The sequence below is a fragment of the Chryseobacterium carnipullorum genome (assembly GCF_003815695.1).
In the GTDB taxonomy this organism is placed as follows: domain Bacteria; phylum Bacteroidota; class Bacteroidia; order Flavobacteriales; family Weeksellaceae; genus Chryseobacterium; species Chryseobacterium carnipullorum.
The window spans coordinates 2,942,528-2,956,184 of the sequence record NZ_CP033920.1 but is presented as its reverse complement, the minus strand read 5'-3'; the positions used below and the strand labels follow the sequence as shown (position 1 = coordinate 2,956,184).

Below are 13,657 nucleotides of genomic sequence, written 5' to 3'. Positions count from 1 at the left end.
TTTGAAAAATTCGCATCCCGTCATCCACAACCCGCAACACAAACTATATGTCTAACTTTGTAGATTACGTAAAGATCCATTGTAAAAGCGGACACGGAGGTGCAGGTTCTGCCCACCTTCGCCGCGAAAAGTATATTCCTAAAGGTGGTCCGGATGGAGGCGACGGAGGTCGCGGCGGACACGTCATCATGAGAGGAAATGCTCAGGAATGGACTTTACTTCCACTTCGATACACCCGTCACATAAAAGCGGAACGGGGTGAAAACGGGGCGAAAAGCCAGCTGACCGGTGCTGACGGTGCTGATATTTATATCGATGTTCCTATCGGGACGATCGCTAAAAATGAAGAAGGAGAAATTATCGGCGAAATTCTTGAAGACAAGCAGGAAATCACTTTGATGCTTGGAGGAAAAGGGGGAAAAGGAAATGAGCACTTCAAATCTTCTACCAATCAGACTCCGAGATATGCACAATCAGGAATGGATGGTGAGGAAGGCTTCGTTGTTTTCGAACTTAAAATTTTGGCCGATGTAGGTTTGGTTGGTTTTCCAAATGCCGGAAAATCTACCCTTCTTGCCTCTGTATCTGCTGCAAAACCTAAGATCGCCAATTATGCATTTACAACACTGACTCCCAATCTTGGTATTGTAGATTACAGAAATTACAAATCATTTGTAATGGCTGATATTCCTGGAATCATTGAAGGTGCCGCTGAAGGAAAAGGTCTGGGACACCGATTCTTAAGACATATTGAAAGAAATTCTATCCTTTTATTCTTAATTCCGGCTGATTCTGAAAGTCATTTTCAGGAGTTTAAAATTCTGGAAAATGAATTAACGGAATATAATCCTGAACTTCTGGATAAAGATTTCATTGTTTCTATTTCAAAAGCCGACCTTTTGGATGATGAACTGAAAAAAGAAATTTCTTCTGAATTTCCGGAAAACAGAAAGCCATTATTTTTCTCCGGAGTTACTGGAGAGGGCCTCGTGGAACTGAAAGATGCAATCTGGAAAAAACTACACGGATAAAAGATGATACACTCATTAAAGAAAATAACAGCACCCGCTGTTATTTTTGTTTCATTTCTTCTGCCTGGCTCAGTTTATGCTCAGGATAGCGATTCATTCGTGGAAACATCTAAATCAGATGAACCAGCGCCTTTAAATGATAAGGCGTTTTTTAAGTATGAATTTAATAAAAGGTTAAAGTATACACTTACCTACGATAAGATCGCAGATCAGGGGGCTAGCAATGAGGTGAGTGAGGATATTCAGTATTTCGTAAGTGATGCCGATTTGTCCGTCCTATCTTTTAACAACAGCAGAAATGGTTTTATTTATAATTTAAATAAAGAGACCAATCCTGTACTCCCTGTCTTGATCAAGGATGAAAGTAAAGATATTAAACCTGGAAATTTTGATTATTTTAAAGGAGATATCCCGCTGGAATCTGAAATTGCAGACATTAAAAAAAGGAAAAAAGCAAAAACAGAACATATTTTAGAATTGGTGGAAAAGAGAGCAGAAAATGATCTCATTCATTATAAGTATAACCTCATTCTTAATCAAAAAGTGAAAAAGAATCTGGGAGTTATTGAACTGGACATTACCAACAGTGATCAGAATTTCAATAACAACATTCTGTACGATATGGAACCTTTGTTTTTTAAAAATAAAATAATGTTCAATAAAGGGGAGATAAAAAGCTATTCGCATTATAATTCTGTCAACAAGAGAACAAAGTTTTATCAGTCAAAAGATAATGAGCCTATCCTTTTAAGGTTATCATTTACCAAAGGCTGCTGTGTTTCCTCTCTGGAGTAATTTCAATCCTGAAGCCACGATTATTTGGAATAGTTATTGAAAGAAACAGAGAAACCATCCCTTATGAAGCACATACTAAGTCTTTTTGCACTGATATTTTTATTTTCATGCACGACTCAAAAAACGGAATCAAAATACACCAAAATTGAATATCAGGCTGGTGCCTGTTTTGGATCCTGTCCTGTATTTAAACTGACCATCAGTCCGGACAGAACTGCCATACTGGAAGCGGAACATTTTAATTTCTCCAAAGATTTTTCGAAAGGAGAATTTTCAAATCCGCGGGAAGGAACTTTTAATGGGGTGATCAGGGAAGCAGATTACAACAAACTGATTTCACTTCTGAATGATCTTGACGTCAAAAATCTGGAAGACCATTACGGAACAAAAAATATCACCGATCTTTCAACCTCCTATCTGAGAATTAATTTTACAGACGGATCTTCCAAAAACATAGAAGATTATGGTAAAAGAGGAAGTGAAAAACTGAGAAAAGTCTATATGTTCATTGAAGACCTGAGACATAACCAACAGTGGGCAAAAGTAAAATGATCCGCTTAAAAATATTTAGACTACCTTTGTACCATATAATTCCTTCACATTGAGGGAATTTTATTTTAAATTAAAAAAAATAGTTCATTTGAATTTTACAGACCTAAACTTAATAGAACCTATTGCAAAAGCAATTCAGGAACAGGGTTATACGAACCCTACGCCCATTCAGGAGAGATCAATCCCTGAAATCTTAAAAGGTAGCGACTTTTTAGGATGTGCACAGACAGGAACAGGAAAGACAGCGGCGTTTGCTATTCCTATTCTGCAGAATTTATCAAAAAGCAAGACCAAAAACAACCATATAAAAGCCCTGATCTTAACGCCGACAAGAGAACTTGCCATCCAGATCGAGGAAAATATTAATGCATACGGAAAATACCTTCCGCTAAAACAACTCGTTATTTTCGGAGGGGTAAAGCAGGGAAATCAGGAAGCTGCTCTCAGAAGAGGCATCGATATCTTGGTAGCAACCCCCGGAAGACTTCTTGATTTTATCGCACAGGGTATTATCAGCCTTAAGAACATTGAAATCTTTGTTCTTGATGAAGCAGACAGAATGCTGGATATGGGTTTTGTACATGATGTAAAAAGAGTGATTAAACTTCTTCCACAAAGAAGACAGACTTTATTCTTTTCAGCAACAATGCCTTCTGAGATCCAGAAACTGGCTGATTCTATCTTAAATAATCCTGTCAAGGTAGAAGTCACTCCGGTTTCTTCTACTGCTGAAACCATTAAGCAGTCGGTTTATTTTGTAGATAAAGAAAATAAGCTGGACCTTCTTTCTCATATTCTGGAGAATGATATTTCAGATTCTGTACTGGTATTTTCCAGAACAAAACACGGTGCCGACAAAATAGCGAGAAAGCTGCAGAAAGATAATATCTCAGCAGAAGCGATTCACGGGAACAAATCTCAAAATGCGAGACAGAATGCCCTGAATAATTTTAAGAACGGAAAAACAAGGATTCTGGTCGCTACAGACATCGCGGCAAGAGGTATTGATATTGACGAACTGAAATATGTAATCAATTTTGAACTTTCCGACGTTTCTGAAACCTATGTTCACAGAATCGGAAGAACGGGAAGAGCCGGAGCAGAAGGATCTTCCATCTCTTTTGTAGACAGTCTTGATCTTCTAAATTTAAGAAATACGGAGAAACTGATCGGGAAAAAAATTCCTGTGATCAAGGAACATCCTTTCCATACGGATAATCTGGTAGCTCAGAAAAGAGACTCAAACAACAAGCCTATGGCCGCTGGCGGTGACAGAAGACCCAGGTCTCCGAAGCCTCAGAATAACAGCAATAAGCCTGCTGGAAGTACTCCTACAGCTTTCAAAAAGCCTAAGAATAAGAATTTCACAAGAAAAAAATAATAGCAAAGCCCTTTCGATTGAAAGGGCTTTTTTTTATGTCGTATTGAATGACTTATCCTAAATTCGCTTATTTAATTGTGAAAAGTATTATGGGCTGATTTCTTTTCTATTCTTAAAGTAAAAATACTGTAGTAATACTAACTAAATCCTCCATAGCAATATAATTTCAACTCTTTCAAAATATTCATCCAGCGTATTTTTTAACGCTTACTTATTTTTCACCGTCTCCAAACAGCTTACATGCATTTTCCGTAGTGATTCTGTCAATTTCTGTAAAGTCTTTCCCATAAATATTCACCAGCTTTCCGGCGACAAGATCCAGATATGAACTTTCATTTCTTTTTCCTCTGTGTGGAACCGGAGCCAAATATGGGGAGTCCGTTTCCAGAACGATCTTTTCCAAAGGAATTTCATTCAGAAACTGATCGATCTTTCCGTTTTTAAAGGTGACCACTCCTCCTATTCCCAATATGAAATTGAGATCTATTGCGTGTTTCGCTTGCTCCAGATCTCCTGAAAAGCAATGGAAAATACCGCGAAGTTTTGGATGTTTTTTTCTTTCCAGCACCTCGAAGGTTTCATCAAAGCTTTCTCTGGTATGGATCACAATAGGAAGATCCTTTTTGATAGCCCAGTCAATTTGCTGTTCAAAAGCTTTAACCTGGATATCCAATGTTGTTTTATCCCAGTAAAGATCGATCCCGATCTCCCCTATCGCTGGAAAATTTCTTTCATCCAGATAATTCTTAACAATTTCAAGTTCCTTTTCCCAGGATTCAGGTTTTACATAGCAAGGGTGAAGTCCCATCATGGAAATAATTTGCCCCGGATATTCTGTTTCCAGTTGAAGCATTTTTCCATGGGATTCGGAATCAATCGCAGGAAGGTAAAACTTTGTGATTCCTTTATCTACAGCCCTTTGAATGGCTTCTTTTCTATCTTCATCAAATTCCTCTGCGTATAAATGGGTATGGGTATCAATCATTTTTTTAAAATTTCAACAGATCTTCATAAGGGTTTTCCAAATTCATCAACAGCCCAAAGGCCGGCTCAGTTTTAATTCCCTGTTTCTTTAATTCTATTATTTTATGTCTAAATTCTTCTCCTTTTTCCTGTAATATTCTATGCTCGGCCAACATGTGACGGTACGCATTCTGCTGAAGTGATGGCTTATTCTGTCCGAAAATTTCGATCTTAAATTCTTCCAGCCTGAAATTCAGAACAATGCTGTTTTCTTCATGAACAATAATATTCTCTATGGTTACATCCCCATCTGCCGGAATTAATTTACCCGATTTGATATCATCCAGAAAATCTTCTTTAAACTGAAGATCTACTTGACAGATGATGTCCAGATCACTGCTTTCAACGTCGATCCCTATAGGAATTGTTCCTGCCAAAACAGGAGAATAGGTTTTTAATTTCTCAAAAACCTTATATTGTTCAAGAACTTCGTAAGCTCTTTTCTGTCTTTCACTTCCTGATTTCAGATAATTGAGATTCGTAAAATCAATCATTTAAAAAAATTTTATGTCTTACTTTTCCTCTCTGAAGTTCAATTCTTTCGTTCAGTTTTTCTCTAAATTCTATATATTTCGGATCTTTTTCATCATCTGTCCTGTGTTCAAGTGCTTTATTGATCTTAAAATTCTCTTTGATAAAACTTTTAGTCTCATCTGAGAAATAAGATTCTCCAAACTTATCGAATATATAACTGACAGCCTGTGAAGTAGGATGAATCATATCTTCTTTATAAAAGCGATAGTCCCGAAGGTCATCCATTATTATTTCATAAACAGGAAGATAATGGCAGTTTTCAAGCTGCGAAACCGACTCATGAACAGCTGTAATGAGTTTAGATTTACTCAGTTGATTTTCAATCATCCCATCCTTTGTATGACGCACCGGCGAAACTGTGAACAGAATCTGTACATCATCACGGCAGATATCTTTCAGGTTTAAAACCGTATTATAGATCGAATCCGTAAGCTCGTGATGAGACAGTAGTCTTTTTTGAAAAAATTTCTGTGGAATTTTATGGCAATTGGCAGCCAGTTTTTTCTTGGGAATAAATTCATAAATAAATGAAGTTCCGTAGGTAATGATTACCCAACCTGCATCCTGAAGAAAATTGTTCCCTACTTCTATTCCTGTATTGATTTTATCCAGGGTCTGATGAATATATCGGGTATCAAAACTGCTGTGATGGTCCAGTGAAATAAATTCTTCATTAAAAGTAATCAGTTCCTCCTCCTCATAGAACTCCGAATCGTGAAGCCTTTTCACCGCATTGCTGATCGAAAAAGGATTAAAAATGGTTCCAAATGGATTATTAACCGTCTGAAGCTGCCCCTGTCCCAACAAATCTGTCATTTCTGAAGCAAAACACGACCCTATTGAAAATATTTTATCTTCAACATCAATCTTTTTCTCTGACTTGGGTATGTCAACTTCGGTTCTGAATTTCATTGTTTAGGTGGCAGATAATAGGTAGAAGGTGGCAGGCAGTCGTCAATCTATCAAACCTACAACCTGCTACCTCTTACTTATCATCTTATTAGCTCTCTCTTCTTAACAGATAATTTGCCAGTTCAGCGAAAGGTTTTTTCTTCTCTTCAGGGATATTGATTTTCGCCAGATAGCTCTGTCCGATCTCATTGTGTTTTTCGATCAGGCGCAATGCTTTCTCGTCTACTTTGGTTCTTCTGAAGATCTTTTCAACACCGTATACTTTATCGATGTTATCGGTCTTTTTGCCATACCAGTGATCCAGTTCTTTTCTTTCTTCTTCCGTCGCATGTTCTCTGGCTAAAAGGTAAAGAATCGTTTTTTTATTTTCATAGATATCTCCGGCATGTTTTTTTCCAAACTGAGCCTGGTCTCCGAATACATCCAGATAATCGTCCATAATCTGGAAAGCGATACCAATGTGTTTTCCGAAGTTGAAAATAGCCTTGGCATCTTTAAAATTAGCTTTTGCAATAAGCGCTCCTATTTCAAAAGACGATGCACTCAGAACCCCTGTTTTATAGGTAATCATTCTGATGTAATCATCATAGGTAACGTCTTCCTGAGTTTCAAAATTGATATCATACTGCTGACCTTCACACAGCAGAAGTCCGGTATGCGTAAAGATTCTGATACAGGCTTTGAAAATCTCAGGCTCAAGATCTTCAAAAAACTTATAAGCCTTCAGCATCAATCCATCTCCGGAAAGAATTCCTACATTGATCCCATGTAACGTATGGATCGTAGGTTTATTTCTTCTTAAAGGAGCTTCATCCATAATATCATCATGGATCAGGGTAAAGTTATGGAAAAACTCGATCGCCAGTGCCGGTTTTATAGCCTGTCTGAGATCTCCGCCGAACAGGTCGCAGGCCATCAATACCATAATAGGACGAAGACGCTTTCCACCGTGGGAAATGATATAGTTCATCGGATCATAAAGTTCCGCAGGCTTGTCTTTGAAAGTATACTTAGTGATGGCATCAGCAACGATCTGCTGGTATCTGTCTAAAAATTCCATAAAATCTTATAATTTGAACAAAAATACAATTTTTCGAGGCTTTATAAAACAAAAAACTTTGCCCCGGAGGACAAAGTTTGTATTTATAATTTCAACTTTTAGCTTAAGTCAAAAATGTTACGGCAAGATAAGTAATTCCTGCAACAATTGCTGAAATAGGAATCGTCAATACCCAAGCCCAAAGCAGACTTACGGTAATTCCCCATCTCACGGCAGAAATTCTTTTTGTTAATCCTACCCCGATAATAGAACCGGTAATGGTATGCGTAGTCGATACAGGAATACCAAAATGGTCAGTAATGAATAAGGTGATTGCTCCGGCAGTTTCAGCACTTACTCCTTCCAGTGAAGTTACTTTTGTAATTTTAGTTCCCATTGTTTTAATGATCTTCCAGCCACCACTCATGGTACCTAAGGCAATCGCAATGAAAGAAACCAGAGGAACCCAGATGTAATGTTGCGCGAAATAATCGAAACGGGCTGCCGATGCAATATTAAGATAAACAGGATCCTGAAGCATATTCACGTGATAATAGATCATCGCAGCTCCAATAATACCCATTACTTTCTGTGCATCATTCAAACCGTGTCCTAAACTGAACAAAGCTGAAGAAGCGAGCTGTAATCTCTTAAATGATTTATCTGCTTTATACGGATTGGATCTTTTATAAAGATGAACAATAATAAGCGTGATAATGATTGAAATAATCATCCCTATAATCGGCGCCATAAAAATGAACAGGAAAATAGGAATTACTTTATCAAATTTAACAACACTTTGCTGGGTAACCTGATAGCAGGCAGCTTTAAAAGTCTCCCATGTTCCCAAATGAGGTTGAGTAGCCACAACTTCGTGATAATCCATCATAAAAGCATGCATTAAGGCTGCTCCCAGAAATCCACCGATCAAAGTGTGTGATGATGATGAAGGAATCCCAAACCACCATGTTAAAAGGTTCCAGGCAATCGCAGCGATAAGTCCTGAGAATATTACTTCTAATGTAATAAAGTTTTCATTAACCGTCTTGGCAATCGTATTTCCAATTTTAAATTCTCCAATAATGTAAGCAGCAATAAAGAAAGCGGCAAAGTTCCAGAGAGCTGCCCAAAGTACAGCCTGGAATGGAGTTAAAACTTTTGTAGAAACGATCGTCGCGATTGAATTGGCGGCATCATGAAAACCATTGATATAATCGAAAATTAAAGCCAGTGCAATAATAACTATTAGTAAAATCGGAAATTCCATTTGTTATTTTGTTTAGGCGTATTTAATCATGATGTTCTCAATAGTATTGGCAACATCTTCTGCCTTATCGGTTACTATTTCAAGATAATTAAGTACAGATGAAACTTTGATAATATTAATCGCATCATTGGTTTCAAATAAATCTACCATTGAATTGGACAGCAGGTCATCTGCAATGTTTTCAATAGAGTTTACCTTGATACAAGCTTCTTTTACCTGGTCCATATTCTTGAAACCTTTAAGGTTTTTCATCGCATTCTGAATCTCAAGACAAGCTTTGTGGATCAGAAGTGAGAAATCCGAATAAGCCTTCATTTCAGGAGATTTATACAGGAAAATATATTTTGTGGAAGCATAGATGTAATCGGCGATATCATCAAGTCCTGTTGCCAGTGTGTGGATATCTTCACGATCGAAAGGTGTAATGAAGTTTTTCCCTAGTTCAACGAAGATCTCATGTGTAAGCTCATCATTTTTATGCTCATAGTCACTCATTCTTTTTAACATCGTATCATCGTTAAGATCGAAATCTTTGATGCCATTGTTAAAGTCTTCAGACATTGCAACTAAGTTTTCAGTTACTTTTTCAAAAAGTACAAAGAAAATTTTATCCTTCGGTTGAAAAGCGTGGAAAATATTACCAATTCCCATTTTTATGTATTTATAATTTGAGTGCAAATTTCCTAAAAAAGGATTTGCCCTGAAACTATATAACATTAAGTTTTGTTAACATTCGATTAATGCCTGATTATCAAATAAAAAAACCGGCTAAAAGCCGGTTTTATATGATATTGAGATGCCTTAGTTTGCTACTTCAGCTCTCATTTCTTTTCCTTTAAATTTCATTGAAGGAATATTGCTCATTACATTTTCTGAGAAAGATTTCTCCACTTCAAAGAAGGAGAATTTTTCTAAGATTTCAATATCACCGATTTCAGCTCTTTTTTTGCTTTTTCCGGCAGTAGCTTTATTGATGATTTCTAAAACATCAAGCTTTTTCAATTGATCTTTTTTCCCAAGGTTGAAGAAGAATCTTACCATGTTTTCGTCCTTTCTTCTAGGTTTTCCGCCACGGTCTCTGCTATCTCTGCTTCCTCTTACGTCACGGTCTCCACGGTCACGATCTCTTCCTCTATCGCGGTCCCTTCCTCTATCTCTGTCTCTTCTTGAATAATCATCATCTCTGCTGCTGAACTTTTGATCAACAAGATCATGCTTATCTTTGTAGTACAAAGCAAGGTCTTTTAACTGGAACTGCAATAGTTTGTGTACCAATTCTTCTTTTGTAAACGCACTAAGATCCGGAATTAAGCTATCATTGAATTCAAAGATATCTTCTTCGTGTTCCGTAAATAATTTTTCAAAAACACCTTCCACCTGAGCTTTGATAATATCTTCGCCTGTTGGAATGAATTTTTCTACAATATCGATTTTCGTTGTAGATTTTATCTGCTTCAGTTTTCTGCTTTCTTCAGGTTTAATTAAAGAAATTGAAATACCATCTTTTCCTGCTCTACCGGTTCTTCCACTTCTGTGAACGAATACTTCCGGATCATCAGGTAAAGAATAATGGATAACGTGCGTCAGAGAGTTTACATCCAAACCTCTTGCTGCAACGTCTGTCGCTACAAGGATATCAATATTTTTCAGTCTGAATTTCTTCATTACTGTATCTCTCTGTGCCTGAGAAAGATCTCCGTGAAGTGCATCAGCTGCATAGCCATTCTGCATCAGGAAATCTGCCACCTCCTGAGTTTCCATTCTCGTTCTACAGAACAAAATAGAATACTGGTTCGGGTTGGCATCAATTAATCTCTTAAGAGCTTCTTTTTTCTGACGGTATCCTACTACGTAATATTCGTGCTTGATGTTCTTCTTAACTTCGTTAATAGAACCCACAGAAATACGGTGTGGAGTCGTAAGATAATTTTTAGAAATTCTTTCCACTTCTTTATTCATCGTCGCCGAGAACAAGAAAGTTTGCTTTGTATCCGGTGTTTCTCTCAGAATCGTTTCCAACTCATCTTTGAAACCCATTGAAAGCATTTCATCAGCTTCGTCTAAAACTAACCAATGAATAGCAGAAAAATCAAGTGCTTTTCTGTTGATAAGGTCGATTACTCTCCCTGGAGTACCTACAATAATTTGCGGCTTGTCCTTTAAAGAACGAATCTGATCCATAATACTGCTTCCACCGTAAACCGCTGTGGTTTTGATGTCTTTCATGTACTTGGAATAATTTTTTATGTCTTTAGAAATCTGAAGACATAGTTCCCGTGTCGGACAAAGCACCAAAAATTGGATTTTGCGACTCGTTTCGTCAATCATATCCAAAATCGGAAGCGAAAACGCTGCTGTTTTGCCTGTCCCTGTCTGCGCAAGTGCGATCAAATCGCGAATATCTGAAAGAATGAAAGGGATAGTCTGTTTTTGGATTTCTGTCGGGCTTTCGTAACCCAGTTCGCCAATTGCCTTAAGGATGTCAGGACTTAAATTGGACTCCGTAAATAAATTCATTAAATATTTTAAAATTTTTGCAAAGATACAACAAATATTTGATTTGTTTTTGAATAAAGTTTTAAATATGTAAACTTTAATTCAGAATCCTTTAATATATTTTTAATTTTTAAAAAATTAAATCCAAAAAAACAGGTCTTAAATTAAAAACATGCTAAACATTATTTTTTTTTATTAAATTACATTGATTTTTTCTGTATTATTTATGAATTTTCAAAAATATCACCATGAAACGCAAAATTTACTTTTAAAATCTCATTTATTATCATGAGAACATTTCCAGTATCCATGGTTACATTTCAAGATTTACTCATCTGTTGACTGGGCGCAATTTATCGCTTATTTGAAGCTTATTCAAAGTTAGTATTATTTTCTCCAAACTGTACGATACCATCTTTTTTTTATTGGATTCCTCTCATTTTAGCCTCTTTTTAAAAATTTAATTGTAAAATTCACACCTCATTGGATCAAATTTGCATACTGAATTTCACAATTTTCATCCATGAAATCTGTCTACTTCATTAAGCATAAAAACAGTACCCTCATCACTTAATTTTGGTCATCATAAGTTTATTTTTTAACTTGGTTCAATAAAACACCCTCTTACATTAAATTTCCAAAAGTATGATTACCATCAAACCAGAAACCCTGACATTTTTAAAAGATCTGACCCAGAATAACAACCGCGAATGGTTCAATGAAAATAAAAATCTTTATACGGAATCGCAGGAAAACGTCATTGCTTTTCTGGACGAACTGATCAAAGAAATGGCAGAATTCGATGAAGAACTGGGGAAAATTGACGGCAAAAAATCATTGTTCAGAATTTATCGTGATACGAGATTTTCAAAAGATAAAATACCGTACAAAACCAATTTCGGTGCTTCTTTAGGAATGGGAAAAGGAAGCCACAAAGCTGGTTATTATCTTCATATAGAACCCGGGAAGTCTTTTCTGGCCGGAGGTGTTTATATGCCGGAATCTTCCGTTCTGAAAGAAGTACGAAAAGAAATTTCGTTGTATGGCGAGGATTTCCTCAAGATCATCAGTCAGAAAGAGTTTAAAAAGCATTTCCCGGAACTGGATCAGGACGACAAACTGAAAAAAATTCCTCAGGGATTTGAAAAGGAAGATCCGATGGGAGAATATTTAAAGCTTAAAAGTTTCATCGTGCTTTACCATTTAAAAGATGAAGAGGTTTTAGATAAAAATGCGGTGAAAAATATGACAAAGATTTTTCACCTGATGAAACCTTTCAATGATTTCCTCAACACTCCCCTCACTTTGAATTTATAACAATAGCAACAGTCCTATCGGAATAAAAAAATCTGCGTCATCTAAGAAATCTCAGTGGAAAAATTCCCTCACAGATTTCGCAGATGACGCAGTTATGTATTGATAGAAAAAAAGTATTTTTTTTATTTTAAAACTGCATCACATCCTTCACTACTCCATTATTCTGGGTGTGTTGAAGCAATTCTGTTTCAATAAATATTTTGATTTTTTCTTCTGAAGCATCTTTTGGAAATAAGACATGAACATTTGCTCCTGCATCCAGTGTGAAAAATAAAGGAAGTCCTGTTTGTTTTCTGAATTCCCAGATTTTATTGATCACTTCCATAGTTCCGGTTTTCATCAGAATAAAGGCAGGATCACTCATCATCATCATGGCATGAAGGGTAAGAGCTTCATGTTCCACTAACTTAATAAAGTGTTCCATGTGTCCGCCTTTGAGAATTTCCTTCATCGGAACAAAATTTTCTCTTGCTTCCTGGAATCTTCTTTCAGCATAAGGATTGGTATTCATCAATCCATGCCCTACCGTTGAGGAAACACTTTTTTGACCTTCATGGATTAATAAAACCCAGTCGTTGAAGTTTTTGAATACCTCATGAATCTCAGAATCCGGATATTTTACGGCAAATAAGTCCGAACTTCCTTCTACCTCATCCGAAGCTCCCCAAACGACCAATCCGTTGTACAAACTTCTGCAAGCGCTGCCGCTTCCTAATCTAGCCAAAAATGAGGCTTTTCTTAAAGATTCTTCCTCGGATGTATTTCCTGAAAACTCTTCGTCCAGCTTCATCAGGCATTTTGCAATTGCTCCAAATCCTGAAGCAGAACTCGCAATCCCGGAACTGTGTGGAAAAGTATTCTCTGTTCTGATGATGTATTTCCCTTTCAATATCCAGGGAATATACTGTTCGATATTCTTAAAATATTTTTCTATTTTTTCTGCAAATTTCACTTCTTCATGTCCTGCAAGGAAGGTTTGTACAGAGAAATTTTCATCTGCCAAAAACTCCATAGAAGTATTGGTTTTGCAGTGATTCAGCGTATAACTGATGCTTGGATTGGCAGGGATCTGATCTTCATATTTCCCCCAGTATTTGATCAGGGCAATATTAGACGGACAGCTTTCTGAAACCGTCTTCGTATGAATCGTGAAATTTTGTTTTCCTAGAAATTCTTGTGTTGTCATAGTCTGATTTAAAATGCTAAAACGCTTTTATTTAACCACAGAAGGCACAAAAGAATAGTAACACTTAAGTTATTGATAAAGTTAATAAAACTGTCGGTTCAAGACTACTTACGTTTTCAAATCT

General features: G+C 36.7%; 13 protein-coding genes. 5 read left to right on the top strand and 8 right to left on the bottom strand.

Annotated features, from left to right (window positions below):
- Positions 1-47 precede the first annotated feature (47 nt).
- The 4 genes from obgE (at position 48) to EG346_RS13520 (ending at position 3,759) form a co-directional block, all read left to right on the top strand.
- A complete protein-coding gene (gene obgE, locus EG346_RS13535; protein WP_123879216.1) occupies positions 48-1,031 on the top strand; it encodes a GTPase ObgE in 984 nt (327 codons plus the stop codon).
- A 3-nt stretch (positions 1,032-1,034) separates the two neighbouring features.
- Complete coding sequence (locus tag EG346_RS13530; RefSeq protein ID WP_123879214.1) at positions 1,035-1,826, top strand: hypothetical protein; 792 nt, start codon at positions 1,035-1,037, stop codon at positions 1,824-1,826.
- 63 nt (positions 1,827-1,889) lie between these two features.
- Positions 1,890-2,378, top strand: a complete 489-nt coding sequence (locus EG346_RS13525; RefSeq protein WP_123879212.1) for a DUF6438 domain-containing protein — start codon at positions 1,890-1,892, stop codon at positions 2,376-2,378.
- Positions 2,379-2,466: 88 nt separating this feature from the next.
- Positions 2,467-3,759, top strand: coding sequence for a DEAD/DEAH box helicase (locus EG346_RS13520; protein WP_073333317.1), 1,293 nt, complete (start codon positions 2,467-2,469; stop codon positions 3,757-3,759).
- A gap of 211 nt (positions 3,760-3,970) precedes the next feature.
- Here the strand turns inward: EG346_RS13520 and EG346_RS13515 are convergent, their stop codons facing one another.
- The 7 genes from EG346_RS13515 to EG346_RS13485 form a co-directional block, all read right to left on the bottom strand.
- Positions 3,971-4,744 (bottom strand): TatD family hydrolase, encoded by a 774-nt coding sequence (locus EG346_RS13515; RefSeq protein WP_123879209.1) that lies wholly within the window; start codon positions 4,742-4,744, stop codon positions 3,971-3,973.
- Between the two features lie 4 nt (positions 4,745-4,748).
- Positions 4,749-5,276: a DUF4269 domain-containing protein gene (locus EG346_RS13510; RefSeq protein WP_073332973.1), complete on the bottom strand. Its 528-nt coding sequence runs from the start codon at positions 5,274-5,276 to the stop codon at positions 4,749-4,751.
- Positions 5,269-6,228, bottom strand: a complete 960-nt coding sequence (locus EG346_RS13505) for a GSCFA domain-containing protein (RefSeq protein WP_123879207.1) — start codon at positions 6,226-6,228, stop codon at positions 5,269-5,271. The genes EG346_RS13510 and EG346_RS13505 overlap by 8 nt, the downstream gene beginning before the upstream one ends.
- Positions 6,229-6,316: 88 nt before the next feature.
- A complete protein-coding gene (locus tag EG346_RS13500; RefSeq protein ID WP_073332977.1) occupies positions 6,317-7,288 on the bottom strand; it encodes a polyprenyl synthetase family protein in 972 nt (323 codons plus the stop codon).
- Between the two features lie 103 nt (positions 7,289-7,391).
- Positions 7,392-8,534, bottom strand: coding sequence for an inorganic phosphate transporter (locus tag EG346_RS13495; protein WP_073332980.1), 1,143 nt, complete (start codon positions 8,532-8,534; stop codon positions 7,392-7,394).
- A 12-nt stretch (positions 8,535-8,546) separates the two neighbouring features.
- Positions 8,547-9,185, bottom strand: a complete 639-nt coding sequence (locus EG346_RS13490) for a DUF47 domain-containing protein (protein ID WP_040998750.1) — start codon at positions 9,183-9,185, stop codon at positions 8,547-8,549.
- A gap of 150 nt (positions 9,186-9,335) precedes the next feature.
- Positions 9,336-11,051, bottom strand: a complete 1,716-nt coding sequence (locus EG346_RS13485; RefSeq protein ID WP_073332983.1) for a DEAD/DEAH box helicase — start codon at positions 11,049-11,051, stop codon at positions 9,336-9,338.
- 624 nt (positions 11,052-11,675) lie between these two features.
- Between EG346_RS13485 and EG346_RS13480 the strand changes: the two genes are divergently transcribed.
- Entirely contained in the window at positions 11,676-12,347 is a 672-nt protein-coding gene (locus EG346_RS13480; RefSeq protein WP_123879205.1) for a DUF2461 domain-containing protein, read from the top strand.
- Positions 12,348-12,474: 127 nt separating this feature from the next.
- On the opposite strand, the gene EG346_RS13475 is transcribed toward EG346_RS13480, so the two are convergent.
- Positions 12,475-13,533: a diphosphomevalonate decarboxylase gene (locus EG346_RS13475; RefSeq protein ID WP_123879203.1), complete on the bottom strand. Its 1,059-nt coding sequence runs from the start codon at positions 13,531-13,533 to the stop codon at positions 12,475-12,477.
- Between the last annotated feature and the right edge of the window lie 124 nt (positions 13,534-13,657).

Bases quoted from the DNA above. Each gene is read 5' to 3' on its own strand.
- EG346_RS13495 (WP_073332980.1), bottom strand. From the start codon at position 8,534: ATGGAATTTCCGATTTTACTAATAGTTATTATTGCACTGGCTTTAATT.
- EG346_RS13490 (WP_040998750.1), bottom strand. From the start codon at position 9,185: ATGGGAATTGGTAATATTTTCCACGCTTTTCAACCGAAGGATAAAATT.
- EG346_RS13485 (WP_073332983.1), bottom strand. From the start codon at position 11,051: ATGAATTTATTTACGGAGTCCAATTTAAGTCCTGACATCCTTAAGGCA.
- obgE (WP_123879216.1), top strand. From the start codon at position 48: ATGTCTAACTTTGTAGATTACGTAAAGATCCATTGTAAAAGCGGACAC.
- EG346_RS13530 (WP_123879214.1), top strand. From the start codon at position 1,035: ATGATACACTCATTAAAGAAAATAACAGCACCCGCTGTTATTTTTGTT.
- EG346_RS13500 (WP_073332977.1), bottom strand. From the start codon at position 7,288: ATGGAATTTTTAGACAGATACCAGCAGATCGTTGCTGATGCCATCACT.
- EG346_RS13480 (WP_123879205.1), top strand. From the start codon at position 11,676: ATGATTACCATCAAACCAGAAACCCTGACATTTTTAAAAGATCTGACC.
- EG346_RS13525 (WP_123879212.1), top strand. From the start codon at position 1,890: ATGAAGCACATACTAAGTCTTTTTGCACTGATATTTTTATTTTCATGC.
- EG346_RS13510 (WP_073332973.1), bottom strand. From the start codon at position 5,276: ATGATTGATTTTACGAATCTCAATTATCTGAAATCAGGAAGTGAAAGA.
- EG346_RS13505 (WP_123879207.1), bottom strand. From the start codon at position 6,228: ATGAAATTCAGAACCGAAGTTGACATACCCAAGTCAGAGAAAAAGATT.
- EG346_RS13475 (WP_123879203.1), bottom strand. From the start codon at position 13,533: ATGACAACACAAGAATTTCTAGGAAAACAAAATTTCACGATTCATACG.
- EG346_RS13515 (WP_123879209.1), bottom strand. From the start codon at position 4,744: ATGATTGATACCCATACCCATTTATACGCAGAGGAATTTGATGAAGAT.